The sequence below is a fragment of the Neomelitea salexigens DSM 19753 genome (genome assembly GCF_000422345.1).
GTDB classification, from domain to species: Bacteria; Pseudomonadota; Gammaproteobacteria; order Pseudomonadales; family Spongiibacteraceae; genus Spongiibacter; species Spongiibacter marinus_A.
The window spans coordinates 39,377-53,362 of sequence record NZ_AULP01000009.1; the positions used below are offsets into that span (position 1 = coordinate 39,377).

At 56.8% G+C, this 13,986-nt stretch carries 15 protein-coding genes; 10 read left to right on the forward strand and 5 right to left on the reverse strand.

Features of this window, described 5'->3' with window-relative positions; genetic code table 11:
- Positions 1-15 precede the first annotated feature (15 nt).
- Positions 16-411 (reverse strand): GreA/GreB family elongation factor, encoded by a 396-nt coding sequence (locus H573_RS0113035; protein WP_027874660.1) that lies wholly within the window; start codon positions 409-411, stop codon positions 16-18.
- A 248-nt stretch (positions 412-659) separates the two neighbouring features.
- Here H573_RS0113035 and hemP point away from each other — a divergent pair, with 248 nt between their 5' ends.
- From hemP to H573_RS18195, 9 genes are all read left to right on the forward strand, one after another.
- Positions 660-824: a hemin uptake protein HemP gene (gene hemP / locus H573_RS19370; protein ID WP_084498074.1), complete on the forward strand. Its 165-nt coding sequence runs from the start codon at positions 660-662 to the stop codon at positions 822-824.
- A 62-nt stretch (positions 825-886) separates the two neighbouring features.
- Complete coding sequence (locus tag H573_RS0113045; RefSeq protein WP_027874661.1) at positions 887-3,016, forward strand: TonB-dependent hemoglobin/transferrin/lactoferrin family receptor; 2,130 nt, start codon at positions 887-889, stop codon at positions 3,014-3,016.
- The gene (locus H573_RS19125) at positions 3,010-3,720 is read left to right on the forward strand and encodes an energy transducer TonB (protein ID WP_051171294.1); all 711 of its coding nucleotides are present in this window, start codon (positions 3,010-3,012) and stop codon (positions 3,718-3,720) included. The genes H573_RS0113045 and H573_RS19125 overlap by 7 nt, the downstream gene beginning before the upstream one ends.
- A 12-nt stretch (positions 3,721-3,732) precedes the next feature.
- Complete coding sequence (locus H573_RS0113055) at positions 3,733-4,767, forward strand: hemin-degrading factor (RefSeq protein ID WP_027874662.1); 1,035 nt, start codon at positions 3,733-3,735, stop codon at positions 4,765-4,767.
- Positions 4,767-5,336, forward strand: coding sequence for a MotA/TolQ/ExbB proton channel family protein (locus tag H573_RS19130; protein WP_051171295.1), 570 nt, complete (start codon positions 4,767-4,769; stop codon positions 5,334-5,336). The genes H573_RS0113055 and H573_RS19130 overlap by 1 nt, the downstream gene beginning before the upstream one ends.
- Positions 5,333-5,755 carry an ExbD/TolR family protein gene (locus H573_RS0113065; protein ID WP_027874663.1) on the forward strand — a complete coding sequence of 141 codons (423 nt, stop codon included), beginning with the start codon at positions 5,333-5,335 and terminating at the stop codon, positions 5,753-5,755. The genes H573_RS19130 and H573_RS0113065 overlap by 4 nt, the downstream gene beginning before the upstream one ends.
- The gene (locus H573_RS0113070) at positions 5,742-6,611 is read left to right on the forward strand and encodes a heme/hemin ABC transporter substrate-binding protein (protein ID WP_027874664.1); all 870 of its coding nucleotides are present in this window, start codon (positions 5,742-5,744) and stop codon (positions 6,609-6,611) included. Before H573_RS0113065 ends, H573_RS0113070 begins: the two co-directional genes overlap by 14 nt.
- Positions 6,589-7,611: a FecCD family ABC transporter permease gene (locus H573_RS0113075; RefSeq protein ID WP_234701875.1), complete on the forward strand. Its 1,023-nt coding sequence runs from the start codon at positions 6,589-6,591 to the stop codon at positions 7,609-7,611. The genes H573_RS0113070 and H573_RS0113075 overlap by 23 nt, the downstream gene beginning before the upstream one ends.
- The gene (locus tag H573_RS18195; RefSeq protein ID WP_051171296.1) at positions 7,608-8,369 is read left to right on the forward strand and encodes an ATP-binding cassette domain-containing protein; all 762 of its coding nucleotides are present in this window, start codon (positions 7,608-7,610) and stop codon (positions 8,367-8,369) included. Before H573_RS0113075 ends, H573_RS18195 begins: the two co-directional genes overlap by 4 nt.
- Positions 8,370-8,637: 268 nt before the next feature.
- Here H573_RS18195 and H573_RS18200 read toward each other — a convergent pair whose 3' ends face one another.
- Positions 8,638-9,711: a TIGR03857 family LLM class F420-dependent oxidoreductase gene (locus tag H573_RS18200; protein ID WP_036256779.1), complete on the reverse strand. Its 1,074-nt coding sequence runs from the start codon at positions 9,709-9,711 to the stop codon at positions 8,638-8,640.
- Between the two features lie 132 nt (positions 9,712-9,843).
- Here H573_RS18200 and H573_RS19135 point away from each other — a divergent pair, with 132 nt between their 5' ends.
- Positions 9,844-10,479, forward strand: a complete 636-nt coding sequence (locus H573_RS19135) for a TetR/AcrR family transcriptional regulator (RefSeq protein ID WP_267878906.1) — start codon at positions 9,844-9,846, stop codon at positions 10,477-10,479.
- Positions 10,480-10,481: 2 nt separating this feature from the next.
- Here the strand turns inward: H573_RS19135 and H573_RS0113095 are convergent, their stop codons facing one another.
- From H573_RS0113095 to H573_RS0113105, 3 genes are all read right to left on the reverse strand, one after another.
- Positions 10,482-12,074 (reverse strand): ABC-F family ATPase, encoded by a 1,593-nt coding sequence (locus H573_RS0113095; RefSeq protein WP_027874667.1) that lies wholly within the window; start codon positions 12,072-12,074, stop codon positions 10,482-10,484.
- 123 nt (positions 12,075-12,197) lie between these two features.
- Positions 12,198-13,622: a hypothetical protein gene (locus tag H573_RS0113100; RefSeq protein WP_027874668.1), complete on the reverse strand. Its 1,425-nt coding sequence runs from the start codon at positions 13,620-13,622 to the stop codon at positions 12,198-12,200.
- A complete protein-coding gene (locus H573_RS0113105; RefSeq protein WP_027874669.1) occupies positions 13,619-13,981 on the reverse strand; it encodes a cupredoxin domain-containing protein in 363 nt (120 codons plus the stop codon). Before H573_RS0113105 ends, H573_RS0113100 begins: the two co-directional genes overlap by 4 nt.
- Positions 13,982-13,986: the final 5 nt, after the last annotated feature.

Sequence of the window (13,986 nt, forward strand, 5' to 3'; positions counted from 1 at the left end):
TCCCTCCACAGATGATTAGCGATAGAAGTGCAGCAGTCGGAACGTTACCGGGCGGCGAGCCATCTTGATGGACAGCTCCGCGCCGAGTGGCTGTTGATAAACGGCCCTGCCCAGCGGCGAAAGCACAGAAAGGTGGTAGTGCCTGAGCGTCACGTCTTTTGGTAACACCAATTTGACGCACAGTAATTCGCTAAATTCGCCGCATTCAAGTAGAACGTGATCACCCAGTCGCACCCGGTCATCTCCCGCAGGTGCCTGCTCGAGCCTGCACAATATTGCCAGTAACTCAGCGGGCTGGCTGAAAATTGGCGTGTCGGACAGAAGCCCGGATAAGCGTCGTGCAGGGAACAGCGATTCACGTTTGTCGGCGATGTTGCGCTTGATAGTTTGGGTAGTCTCGCGAGAAGACATGTCGACCCTCCAGTAGTGAAAACAAGGTGTTTGCCTTCATGCCGGAGAGCGAACTAACTCCCCGGCTTAGGAGAGAAATTTGAGTGGTGTTGTGCAGGTCTTGAGCTTGCGTTTCATGGTTGCCGGGAAGTCGATGAGTGAGCTGACAGCATAGCCTGGCCAAAATAAAAGGCAAGGGCTTGACTGAGAGTTGACGACATCTAAAAATTAAATGATAATAGTTCGCATTACCGTTTGGAGAGTTTGATGTGGAACCGGATCGCCGCTCAAGCCAGCGCTATGTCACGATTCGTGACAACGTTGTGCAGAGTTCGCAGTTGCTTTGCAAGGAAGGCCCGTTGCGTATTTTGCACGCCGGCGAGCAATATCAACTGCGAATTACTCGTCAGGGAAAATTGATTTTAACCAAGTAATTTCATCTCAAAATTAGGCCAGCCAGCACGTCGCCAGCAACGCCATCGTATTTGGAGCAACTATGCGAATTGCGCGACTGGGGCTGCTGGCAGGCAGTCTTACTATTCTTCCTGTGCTCGCCGATAGTCAAGGTGAGCCCGCCGATACGGCACTGCTTAGCACCGATAAATTAACCGTGTACGCGACCCGCTCAGCGCGCGACAGCCATCGCTTGCCACTGATGAGCAACGTTGTTGATGCGCGGTCGGCTGAGCATGCCTCTGCCTCACGAGTGGCCGATATTTTCGATAGCCTGGCGTCGGTAGAGGTTGCGGGCAGTGCGCGCCGCAATGGTCAAACACTGGTGATGCGCGGTTACGACAGCGACGGCGTGCTGGTGTTGCTCGACGGTGTTCGCCAGCGTTTTGAGTCCGGGCATGATGGTGCCTTCTTTGTCGACCCCGCGCTGTTGCGGCGGGTGGAGGTGATACGCGGAGCGAGTTCCATGCTCTATGGCTCCGGCGGGCTCGGCGGTGTGGTGGCGATGGAAACGGTCGACGCGGCGGATTTGCTGGCGCCGGGCGAGCAGGTCGGCGGTCAGCTGGCGGCGGGTTATCAGTCTGTCGACAATGAACGCAGCCAGACCGCCAGTGTATTTGGTCGCACCGCCGCCATGGATGGCTTGCTGTCAGTGAGTCGACGCGAGTCGGGTGACATCGATCTTTCTGACGGCAGCACACTGCCGGCCGATGATGAGGTGCTCAGCGGCTTGTTCAAGCTGGGCATAACACTGGCAGATTTTCACAGCTTGAAACTCAGTGCCCAGCACTATCGCGGCGACGCCGAAGAGCCTAACAATCCCCAGCTGGGAGTTGGCGACGATCACAGTGAGGAGCTGGTGGATAAGCGCATTGACTCGACCTTGTGGCGCCTCGGTTATCGCTATGAGAACCCAGACCACGAGGGCGTTAATCTCGACGCTCAGATCTATCGCGTAGACACGGACCTGGAAGAAACACTGACCGTCGCCACCGGCATGGGTGCGCAGGGTGACGAGCGTCGACGTCAATTGATCACCGATGGTGTGAAGTTGGAAAACAAACAGCTGTGGCAGTCGGGTGACAGCGTCACGGTGTATGGCATTGAGGCCTACCGAGAGGAGCAGCGCGGGTCAGATTCTGCAAACGGTGAAGCCAACGGTATCCCCGACGCCAAGGCGGACTTTGCCGCCGTGTACGCCCAGCAAGAGTGGCAGTGGCAGAATGCGGCGGGGCAGTGGTTGCTGCTCGCCGGTGCTCGCTACGACCGCTACCGCTCCAAACGTCAGGGCGAGGGGGCCGTATCGGGTGGCGCGGGCTGGCCGTTGCCATTTCCTCTGCCAGGCAGTGCGAGTGATCCGGATCCGGCGAGCTCAATTGATGCGTCCAAGTGGTCGCCAAGGTTTGGTATCAGTCTCGCGCCAAAGGACTGGCTGCTGCTGTTTGCCAATTATACCGGAGCATTTCGCGCGCCGACGATGACCGAAATTTATGCGACGGGAAATCACTTCTGCTTAAACATTCCCGGAGCGGGCGGTTGTAACCGCTTTGTGCCTAACCCAGACCTAAAGCCGGAAACCAATTTGACCGCAGAGCTGGGGATGGGCTTGAGCTTTCAAAATGTATGGCGAGCGGGGGATGCCCTGAATGTTAAAGCGGCTTACTTCAATGTTGATGCCGAAGACTACATCGACCTGGAGGTGAACTTCGTTCCGCCGTTTTCCGGTCAGCCCTGTTGCGGCACAACACAATCTCGCAATATTTCTGATGCGGTTATTCGGGGTTGGGATGCCACTGCCGACTACCGACTTGGGCCCTGGCAACTGGGTTTGAGTGTGGCATATAGCACGGGTAAGAACAGCCGAACCGACGAGTATCTGGTTAGCAATCAGCCGCGTACCGCCGCGATCAGTCTGGCCTACGAGGTCGCTGCGATTAACACCGAGATCGGTTTGCGTAGTCGCTTTGCGGACTCCACCAGCAAGGTGCCGCAGGACGAGCTGCGGCGGGATAGCTACCAGGTTCACGATGTTTATGCTCGCTGGTCACCGGTGGATTCGCTGACGGTTGATTTCGGCGTTAACAACCTTACCGAAGAGACCTATCAACGGCCTGTTGCACTCACTGCCGCGCCGGAGCGTAACCTAACGGCGAGAGTGAGTTATCAATGGTAGTGTCGTCGGGCACCTACCCAGCGCGGGTGTGCCAGGGGCTAAGTGCCGCTGGCGCACTTGCGGCGTTGTGGCTGCTGCAAGTACTTGCGCCGGCGTTGCTACCCGACACGGCGCCGGTTTCCGTCGCTGTTCCCGTGGGTGTAAATCTGGTGTCACCGTCATTTCAGCCGGAATCAGAAAACACGGCGGATAACGCAACAGCAAACGAGCCACCATCGCAGGCGTCGCCGCCGGTTCAACAAGCGCTCGCTGTACCCCCGCGAGAAAAATCGTCTGCACAGCCGGCCCGCCATCGATCGCCACCGGCACCGCGGCGCACCCGACGTGAGCCCCAACAAACTCAGCAGCGCGAACCAATATCACAAGCCTCACCGCAGGAAAGCGAGGTAGCCGATGCCGTTGCCGCGCAACAGCAAACCCAAAATCAGGCATCGACGCCGACCGCGTTGGCCGAGGCCGAGGTAGTTGAGCGACGAGCGCCGCGCTATCCGCGCCGCGCCGTTGAGCTGGGTATGCAGGGCATGGTGGTTCTGCATGTGTTGATCGACAGTGGTGGTGCGCTGCGCTATGTGAAGGTAGCCGAGTCCTCTGGCTTTGGTTTGCTGGATAAGGCCGCGCTTGCCGCGGTATCTCGGTGGCGCTTTGCCCCAGGCCCCATGCAGGGACAGTGGATGCGAGTACCCATCGAATTTTTACTCAATTGATATGGAGGGTGTATGAATACCTTAGTAAAGGACGGCCAGAGTTTGCTGCAGCGCTACGAAGCACTGCAGCAACAAGGGAAAACACTTCGTGCGCGCAATGCCGCTGAATCGCTGGGAGTGTCAGAGGCGGAGTTGGTCGCCAGTCGCATTGGCCTTGGCGTAACGCGTTTACGCAATGATGCGAAGGCAATACTGAAAGAAGTAAAAACACTGGGCGAGGTAATGGCCCTGACCCGTAATGAACACTGCGTGCATGAACGCAAAGGCTGCTACCAAAAAATCGGTTTTAACGGCAGCATGGGCCTGGCCGTAAACGATGAGATTGACCTGCGACTATTCATGCACCATTGGTCGAGTATTTTCGCGGTCGAGGAATCTGGTCGTCACAGTCTGCAGTTTTTTGATCGCTCGGGAACCGCGGCCCACAAGATTTATTTGACCGACGCCTCTGATGCCGCCGCGTATCGCGCCCTGGTCAGCAAATTTTCTGACTGTCCTCAGGTTGAGGAACTGGCGTTGGAGGCCTACCCCGAGCCGTCGCCGCCGCTCGCTGATAGTGACATCGATATCCAGGGGCTGGAGGGCGCGTGGCGGGCGCTGAAAGACACCCACGATTTTCACGCCTTACTCGCGACCTGCAAGGTGCAGCGTGAGCAGGCCTTGCGCTTGGTCAGCGACGATCTTGCGAAGCCGCTCGGCACAGAATCTCCCCGCCGCCTGCTTGAAGCGGCGCGCGACAGCCAGTGTGAAATTATGGTGTTTGTAGGCAACCGCGCCTGTATTCAAATTCACAGTGGCCCGGTCACTAATCTGCGCGCCACACCGGGGTGGTTTAACGTGTTGGATCCACGTTTCAATCTTCACCTTAAGGAAGATGCGGTCGCCGCGTGCTGGCTTACTCGCAAGCCCACTGTCGATGGTGTGGTCTCCGCGTTGGAGGTCTACGGCGCGGGTGGTGAGCTGATCGTCACATTCTTTGGGCGCCGCAAACCCGGTCAACCGGAATTGCCGCTGTGGCGCGAGTTGTTGCAGACCTTGGCTGACTGATGATGGCGATGTTTTCCATTGATACTCTCGGCGTACTCGCGTGGCCGCTAATCTGTTGCGCCTTACTGTTGTTCGCGGTAGCGGGAGAGCGATTGTGTTTTGCCGTGTGGGCGTTTTGGCATCGGCAACAAACCTATAGTGATGCCCTGGATTTGCTAGACCGTAACCGCGAGTGTGACAAAGCACTGCGCGACGAAGTGCTGGCCCTGCATTTACACATGCTCTCCACGCAGTGGTTGCGCGGCCAAAACGTATTGCGTGGCCTGGCTACGGTAAGCCCGCTGCTGGGAATGCTGGGCACCATCATCGGTGTGATGGCCGCTTTTCACCGTCTTAGTGAACACCGCGGTGCGGTGAATCCCGCACTGCTTGCCGATGGTCTGTGGCAGGCACTAACAACGACCGCTGTGGGTTTGTCTATCGCACTGTTTGCCGCCGTGCTGGCCGCGTTGCAAAACAGTGTTTGCCGAGTGGTGCTGCAGAACTGGGCCGCAAAACTCAATCAGCGATCGTTGGATATGGCTGGAGCCAAAGTGGCAGCACAGGCGCTGCGCGCGGAGCTTGCATGATCAAGCTGCCTGACTCTGCAGAGCCCGCGGCGATGGAGCTGATGCCGTTGATGGATATTCTCTTCATTCTGTTGCTGTTTTTCTTACTTACTGCCGGCGCTGCTGTTGCGCCAATGCCGGTAGCGCTGGTGGAGGCCCAGGGCAGCGAGTCGTCGCCTATGCCCGATACCCCGCTGCAGCTAAGTGTGGATGCGAAAGGCGTTTATGTATTGGACGGGCGTCGCTATGCCACCACCGCCGAACTGATGCCCAAACTTCTGGCGCGTTATCAGGCGAGCGCTGATGCCACCTTGCTCATCGCCGGCGACCAGCAGGCGCCGTTACAGGCCTTGGTCAGCTTGCTCGACGCCCTGCAAAAAGCGCAGGTCGAGCGCGTTCAATTATTACACCAAAGGGAAATGTTTAATGAGAATAAATAAACGCGCCGTGGCACTGGCCCTTGGCGCGGCATTGCTCTCCAGTCTGGGGAACGCGAGTGAGCGCCTGGTCACCTTGGGCGGAGATGTAACAGAAATTGTGTTTGCGCTCGGCGCCGGTGATCGCGTGGTGGCAGTAGATAGCTCCAGCGTTTACCCGCCGCAGGTGCGTCAGCTACCCCAGCTGGGTTACCTTCGCGCCCTGTCCGCCGAGGGCGTATTGTCGGTGTCGGCAGATCGTATCATCGCGAATGCCGACATTGGCCCGCCTGCAGTAAAGCAGCAGATCCTGGCCGCTGGTCAGCAACTGGAGCTAGTGGAGGCAACGCCGACACCTGAGCAGTTGTATGACAAGATTCGCCGGCTAGCATCGTTGCTGGGAACCGTGGCCGCCGGCGATGACATTATTGCAGGGCTCAAAGCGGACTTCGCTGCGCTTGCCGAGCGGCGTCAGCGTTTGTCGCATCGCCCTGGGGTACTGTTTGTGATGAATCACGGTGGTGGCGCACCGATGATAGCGGGGCGTAATACCGCGGCCGACAGCATGATTCAGTTGATGGGCGGGAGGAATGTTGCCGACGCGATACGCGCTTACAAGCCCATGACGGCAGAGGCGTTAGTGAGTGCGGCGCCAGACTGGATTGTGGTGACAAACCAGGGACTTGAGCAGTTTGGCGGTGTCGACGGCTTGTTGCGCCAGCCCGGTATGGCGTTAACGCCGGCCGCTGAGTCGCGGCGCATTCTCAGCATGGATGCATTGCTGTTGCTGGGCTTTGGTCCGCGCACGGCTGACGCCGCGACCACACTGTTTAATGCGCTACACGGCGAACTCGAAAATGATGCCCAGCGCGATTACTGAAACGCGTCACCCAAATGCGGCGTATCGCGTGCTTTGGCTATTAATGGCCTGTTTATTGGCAGCGTTGATGATGGCTGCCTTTGTCGGTGCGGCCCGAGTCGAGTGGCAGCACTGGCAGTGGCGAGCGTGGCAGAATCCTGAGGCCGCCATACTCTGGCATATCCGGTTGCCGCGCTTATGTTTGGCGGCCATCGTTGGGGCGGGGCTCGGGGCATCGGGCGCGGCGATGCAGGGCTTGTTTCGCAACCCGCTTGCTGACCCCGGCCTGCTGGGCATCGCCAACGGCGCGGCGCTCGCCGTGGCCATCAGCTTAATTGCCATTCCATCCAGTTGGGGTTTGCTGGGCCTGTACAGCATAAGCATCGCCGCATTTTGCGGCGGTTTGATTTGCTGCATCGTTATATTTCTTTTTGCTCGTCGCAGCGGCGGCGGTGTTGCGGCGCTGCTGCTGGCGGGGTTGGCGATAAACGCCCTTTGTGGTGCGGCGATTGGTTTTCTCACGTATTTGAGCGATGACCAGCAATTGCGCAGCCTCAGCTTCTGGACGATGGGAAGTCTGGGCGGCGCGCTGTGGACGCAAATCGCCGTGTGTTGCAGTGTACTGATACCGGCCTTGTTGTTGCTAACACGAAGTGCTCGGCAATTGGATGTTTTGCAGTTGGGGGATCGCAGCGCCGAATATCTGGGTATTGACCCCCGCCAGTTACAGCGCCGCACCGTCATACTGGCGGCATTAATTGTTGGTAGTTGTGTGGCAGTGAGCGGCGTTATCGGTTTTGTTGGTCTACTGGTGCCACACCTCCTTCGTATGCTTATCGGCCCTCAACATCGATGGCTATTGCCGGGCAGTGCCCTGCTTGGTGCATTGTTGCTATTGGCTGCCGACACACTGGCAAGGACGGTCGTTGCGCCTGCGGAGCTGCCGGTGGGCGTCATTACCAGCTTGCTTGGCGCACCGTATTTCCTGTATTTGCTACTGTCTCAGGGAAGGCGACTATGAGTTTGCTGGCAGAGAGACTGGGGTGGGCGCAAAAAGGCAAACAAATTCTTACCGATGTGAGCGGCGAGATAACGCCGGGAACACTGCTGGCGATTATCGGCCCCAACGGCGCGGGTAAGTCGTCATTGTTGCATTTGTTAGCAGGTGGTGAACGACCGGATAGCGGGACAGTGAGTTTAGATGGGCAATTACTTTCCAGCTATAGTGCAGCGTCCTTAGCACGACGCAGGGCGGTGTTGACCCAGGAGCAAAGCCTGCTCTTTCCGTTCGCGGTCAGGGATGTTGTGGCTATGGGGAGTTTACTCGCCGTCAACGACGAGGATATCGAACATTGCCTGCGATACTTTTCGGCCGCAGAGCTTATTGATCGCCAGTACTTATCCCTATCCGGCGGCGAGCGTCAGCGGGTACAGATAGCGCGGGTGCTGTTGCAATTGCTGCCATCATTAAAGGCCGGTGACCCCGCTTATCTGTTTCTCGATGAGCCGCTCAATGCCTTGGACCTGAACCATCAATTTGCGTTGATGGCCTTGCTTGAGTCGCTGCGAGATCGCGGTTTTGCGATCGCCTGTGTGATCCATGATCTGGTACTGGCGCGCCGCTTTGCCGACCAGGTTTGGGTATTATCCAACGGTCGGCTCGTCGCCAAGGGCGGTGCTGCGGAGGTAATTAACGAGTGCTTGCTCGACGAGGTGTTTATGCTGCCCGAGCAGCCCCGTAGAGTGATGGCCTCACTACTTGACTGTGCCGGAGCATAGTGGGGTGTTTGCAGCGCCGCTCTGGACTCAGGCTGCTGCCAATAAAGTAAGCGACATCAGATAAGCTGAAACGCCGTTTTGGCAGGCTAGAAATTTTCGGCGCAAAATCGCCGTGTATGAGGATGCTTTCGCCGCGATAGCTGGCGTGACATTTTGCCGAGTTTTATCGCCTGATTGATTGCCGCGCTCCGCGAGGACGAGTCCTCCAGGAGCGCCGTGCATTCTGTGCCTGCGTCGCTCGGCATTGCGTGATAAATAGTCGATGTATTTATGCAGGTCGATTGCTGCGTCCAGAAAAACGTGCGTGCTTGCGTATTTTCCCGTAGCTGGCAATAGCAGGCGCGCATTCCTCAGCGGTGCTGGCGTGGAGAATAACGCCGTCTGCGCCGGCCTTGAATTGCTCATCAATACGCTGTGCGGCGTGGGATGCCGTGCCGAAGGCAGCGGGCAGCCATTCCTCGGGAATCAGCGTCTGTATTTCCTGAAGTTGTTCAAGGCTGGCTACACTATCGATACCGCCAGGCATGCTCGCAACAGTAGGGTGAGCGCGGAAGGCGTCGAGTTGTCGCTGATCCCACTCGTTAATCGCAACTAGCAGTTCACCGTAGCCGGGGGCTTGTAAATAGGTTGCCATTCGAGCCACTGCCATTCTCAGGTAATCTTCTTCGCTCGGGTCTACGCCGCAGGCAAGTACACTCCAAACCTTCACACTGTCGGGGTCGCGCCCGGCGTGTTCCGCGCCTTGGCGAACCCGTTCACAGGCCCGCGAGAGTGCAGCGTCACTGAGAAACGTGTGCAGAATAACGCCGTCGAAGACACTGCCGGCAAAACTGAGACTTTTGGGGCCGAAGCCAACAAACAACTGGGGAATATCGGCAGTCACCCAGTCTGCCATATGAAGGTAGGGAAAGTTGCCCAAGCTGCCATCGTAGCCGGCAACGCGCTCGCCGCGCCACAGGCGTTTCATCATGTCACTGAAGTCGCGCAGCTGGGCGTTATTCACCTTCGACAGACCCCACAAGTCTTGGCGGATGCCGACACCACGAGCAATGCCCAGTGCGAAGCGGCCATTGGAGATATGATGGGCGGTGCTGGCCATGGCAGCGGTGTTCATGACATGCCGTGTATTGATGTTGGTCGCAGCGGTACCAACATAAATCCGCTCGGTCACAGCCGCCGCCGCGCCAACGGTGACCCCGGCCTCCTTAGCGTCGAATCGCTCTGATATCCAAGCAGAGCCCAGCCCCAGCCTTTCGGCATCGCGAACCTCGGTGAGCAGGTCCGCGGGCGTTTGGCTGTGGCCGGGAAGTAAATAGCAGCCTAGTTCGGGGTAATCTTGCATTGGTTGGTATCCTGCTTTGTTATTTTAATAACGGCGTTAACTTAATGGACAGTAGTTTATTAACATTGTTAAATAAGTCAATAACTTGTTTACACATCAGCTACCCGAGCGATCATGAATACGCGTCCTTCAATGACCAAATCCCGGCTTGGCCGACCCAGCGCCACGAGCAGGGGGGCTATTCTGGAGGCCGCGCGAGCGCTGTTACTATCGGAGGGACAGCAGGCACTTAGCATGCGGCGTATTGCGCAACAGCTCGGCGTGACACCGACCAGCTTGTATGGGTACTTTGCCAATAAGGCGCAATTGCTGACGGCGTTGGCGCAGGAGCTGTATGACGGCTTCGACGTGCAGCTGGAGACCGAGCTGCCTTGGCCGCTTGCCATTGAGCATTGGCTAAATCGTTGGCGCGACTGTTTATCAGGTGCCCCGGAGGCGCTGTTTATGGTGGGCATGATGGCGACCACGCCGCGCGGGCTTAGGGAGTTAGAGGCGGTGGCATCATTGCTGCGGCCGGTATTGGCCGACGACGTTCAAGCGGTGGCGCAGGCACAATCGCTGTGGTGGACGGTGCTCAGCTTTTGCAGTTTTGAACAGGATGCCAAACAGCCAGGTGTGCTGAAGCATTTGAAGCAAGCTCTTCCCCAGGACGGTGAGGCGAGTTGGCTGCAGGATCACCTTGCGGTGGATGATTACACCCAGATGTGGCGGGCTACAGTAGCGAGAAATATTGCCGGCCTGGAGGTGTTGGCCGGCAAGGTTGGCTGAGCTTAAACGGCGACCTGCTGGCTAGCTAGAAACTCTTCATAACTACCTTGGAAGTCATTGAGCTTCTGGTCTTTGATTTCGACAACACGAGTGGCCAGTGACGAGACAAACTCTCGGTCGTGACTCGCGAAAATCAATGTGCCTTCAAAATGTTCCAATGCGAGGTTTAAGGCTTCGATGGCTTCCATGTCCAAGTGGTTAGTGGGCTCGTCCATAATGAGCACATTGCAGTCCATCATCATCAGCTTGCCAAACAGCAGGCGGTTTTTCTCACCGCCTGAACAGACCTTAACCGGCTTTTTGAAATCGTCGGAAGAGAACAACAAGCGACCCAGCGTTGCGCGTACAATTTGGTCATCGTGACTGGGCTTCTGCCATTGCGCCATCCAGTCGAAAAGTGTGAGGTCGTTGTCAAAGTCGTTGCTGCTGTCTTGTGGGCAGTAACCGAGGGTGGCGTTTTCGGCCCATTTTACATTGCCTTCGTTGGCTTGAAGCTCTTTCATCAGGCAGCGAAGCAGGGTGGTTTTGCCCGCGCCGTTTTCACCAATGACGGCTAAGCGACTGCCTGCCTCAAGGATCATCTGGCCGTTGCTAAACAGTGGCTCATCAAAGCCGTGGCCGACGCTTTCTAGCGTCAGTGCTTGGCGATGGAGTTTTTTGTCTTGTTTGAAGCGGATATAGGGTGATACACGGCTGGACGCTTTGATTTCATCCAGCTTGATCTTGTCTATTTGCTTGGCGCGGGAGGTTGCCTGCTTGGCCTTTGAGGCATTGGCAGAGAAGCGGCTGACAAACTGCTGTAGCTCGGCGATCTGTGCAGACTTCTTGGCGTTTTGAGACTGCAGGCGCTCCCTGGCTGCGGTAGCCGCGGTCATAAAATCATCGTAATTGCCGGGATAGACACGCAGCTCACCGTAATCGATATCTGCCATGTGGGTACACACCGAATTCAGGAAATGGCGGTCGTGGGAAATGATCACCATGGTGCTCTTGCGCTCATTGAGCAGCTCTTCCAGCCAGCGAATCGTGTTGATGTCGAGGTTATTGGTGGGTTCGTCTAACAGCAGTACATCGGGGTCTGAAAATAGCGCTTGGGCCAGCAATACACGCAGTTTCCAGCCGGGGGCGACTTCACTCATCGGTCCGAAGTGCAGGCTTTGATCAATTCCGGCGCCGAGCAAAATTTCTCCGGCGCGGCTTTCCGCACTGTAGCCATCCATCTCCATAAAGCGGGTTTCCAGCTCGGCGACCTTCATACCGTCTTCTTCCGACATTTCTGTCAACGAATAAATACGGTCTCGCTCTTGTTTCACTTCCCAAAGCTCGGTGTGGCCCATGATCACGGTATCGATCACTGAATACTGCTCAAAGGCGAACTGGTCTTGATGCAGCTTGCCGATGCGTTCATTGGGGTCGAGAGAAACATTGCCAGAGGTGGGCTTGAGGCTGCCATCGAGGATTTTCATAAACGTGGATTTGCCGCAGCCATTCGCGCCAATAAGCCCGTAGCGGTTGCCGTTGCCAAACTTCACTGAGATGTTTTCAAATAGCGGCTTGGCACCAAATTGCATGGTGATGTTTGCAGTAGAGATCAACAGAATATCCAGAGCCTGCGCGATGCAGTGCGACAGTGATGAGCAGAGAGGCGCGCACTATAAGCCTTTCGGCGCGCGAGGTCGAACGGGCAGGGCTACTTTGGCGCAATATTTCCGCAGTCTCTAGCCTTTGAGGGGTTGTGCCAGAATCCACAGGCCGAAGCCGGTAAACACAATCATCAGTGCCAGCATTGGGAACTGACTGAGTGTGGCCTGCCGGCGGCTATTAAAGCAGCGCAGGGCTTCGACGTGAGCCAACCACACACTGGCGACGTGACCGATCAGTATCAGCCAAACCTGGCTATCCCAGACCACGCCCATGTCGGGAATGATGGGCAGGCGACCAGTAATAGCATTGCCAAAAATGTTCCAGCCCCAGCCAAAGGGGTCGGAGATCAAGCCGCGAATTTTCACTCCCTGATTCAGCAGTAAGGTGTAGTAGTGGGTGATGTGATAGACCAGCGCGATGGGCAGCAGGCTATAGCTGAAACGTGCGGTAAGCTCAGTGAGGGTTAGATCGCTGCGGCTCAGCGTCTTGCCCAGCCATAGAAAGCCGAGAAACAGGCCCAAATACAGCAGCGGCGACAGCAGCAACCAAAATACCTCGTAAGCGATGAACCAGGGCCGCAAATAGGGGTAGGCGTAGATTGGGTGTTCGCCGAGCAGCGGGGTGAGAATATTCCAAGGGTCTTTCCAGAATAGGTTGAACCACAGCTGCGTTTCTTTTAATCCGTCGAAGGCAGTGGACGACAGCATAAACAGAATGAATATCAGCAAACTCGGGTGCGTCGCGCGCTGGCCGATTAAGCCGGCGAACGGCCACTGCAGCACCCAACGCTGTTCCGCATTTTTTTGCAGCGGTGCCATGTGGCCGATTACACGAAATAGCACCGAGAACAGGTCGGCGTAGTAAAACCACTGGCGACTCCCGAACAGCCAGCTACCCAGCAGGGTTAAGGCTGTATACGCGAGCAGAATGACTGACAGTGAAAACGGCCGTGTATCGCCAAACAGCTCGATAATGATAAACACCATATACTGAGCCAGCGCCGGCCAGTAGGCGAGGCGTTTTGGATAGGCGATGTAGCCGCTGCCAAAAACAGGCCAGCGTTTTGACAGCACTTCTGCAGACACCTTCCAGGGATTTACGGCGTCGTACCAGCCACCCACCAGCGCACTCAGATAGCAGCCGCCCAAGGCAAACACGATCCAGAAGTAGGTCATGTTGATATTGCGATAGCTGTCCTGATTACCGATGAGGCCGGCGACGATGGCCAACACGATGCTGGCAAACATAACGGTTTGAAACAGCCGCCCTAGCCACGGCAGTTTAAGCTCGCCAAGCTGCAGGTGTCGCGGTTGCTGAGCGCTGGGGCTTTCTCTCAGAAAAAAGGCCAGCACAACAAAGGAAAGTGCCAGTGCCGCCATTGCCCCGTAGATGTACATCCAGTAGGGCATGGGGAGCTGGTAGGGTTGGGCGAAGGAGTGAGCATGCACGGTGGTGCTGCCCACACTGGCGGCGAAAGCCGTTGCGAGTCGATGTTTCACTGCCGAGGGTACACTTCCAAGGTGCCAAACTGCAGGTCGTTACCATGTAGCTCGAGCATAAAACGGCCAGTGCTATCGGCGGCGAACTCCAGCGTGGTTAGTTCGCCTGCCGGCAGCACTAAGTGTTTCTCATAGCCGTGTACGTGCATGGCATCGTCGCTGTCGCTGATGACGTCCAAACGCAAAGTATCGCCGACAAAAGCCGTGAGCGTTGCTGGTCCTTGGTATTGTTGGTCACTGAACAGCAGTGAGTACTGTCGCAACTGTGGTTCGCTCGGTGCTGAGGTGGTGGGTTTAAGCCCCCACCACAGCGCCGACAGAATCGCCGCACTACTGAGAATTAATACAATGGTGCGCATTGTGG

Coding starts and splice junctions, on each gene's coding strand:
- H573_RS0113035 (WP_027874660.1), bottom strand. CDS start 411: ATGTCTTCTCGCGAGACTACCCAAACTATCAAGCGCAACATCGCCGAC.
- H573_RS0113045 (WP_027874661.1), top strand. CDS start 887: ATGCGAATTGCGCGACTGGGGCTGCTGGCAGGCAGTCTTACTATTCTT.
- H573_RS19125 (WP_051171294.1), top strand. CDS start 3,010: ATGGTAGTGTCGTCGGGCACCTACCCAGCGCGGGTGTGCCAGGGGCTA.
- H573_RS0113055 (WP_027874662.1), top strand. CDS start 3,733: ATGAATACCTTAGTAAAGGACGGCCAGAGTTTGCTGCAGCGCTACGAA.
- H573_RS19130 (WP_051171295.1), top strand. CDS start 4,767: ATGATGGCGATGTTTTCCATTGATACTCTCGGCGTACTCGCGTGGCCG.
- H573_RS0113065 (WP_027874663.1), top strand. CDS start 5,333: ATGATCAAGCTGCCTGACTCTGCAGAGCCCGCGGCGATGGAGCTGATG.
- H573_RS0113070 (WP_027874664.1), top strand. CDS start 5,742: ATGAGAATAAATAAACGCGCCGTGGCACTGGCCCTTGGCGCGGCATTG.
- H573_RS0113075 (WP_234701875.1), top strand. CDS start 6,589: ATGATGCCCAGCGCGATTACTGAAACGCGTCACCCAAATGCGGCGTAT.
- H573_RS18195 (WP_051171296.1), top strand. CDS start 7,608: ATGAGTTTGCTGGCAGAGAGACTGGGGTGGGCGCAAAAAGGCAAACAA.
- H573_RS18200 (WP_036256779.1), bottom strand. CDS start 9,711: ATGCAAGATTACCCCGAACTAGGCTGCTATTTACTTCCCGGCCACAGC.
- H573_RS19135 (WP_267878906.1), top strand. CDS start 9,844: ATGACCAAATCCCGGCTTGGCCGACCCAGCGCCACGAGCAGGGGGGCT.
- H573_RS0113105 (WP_027874669.1), bottom strand. CDS start 13,981: ATGCGCACCATTGTATTAATTCTCAGTAGTGCGGCGATTCTGTCGGCG.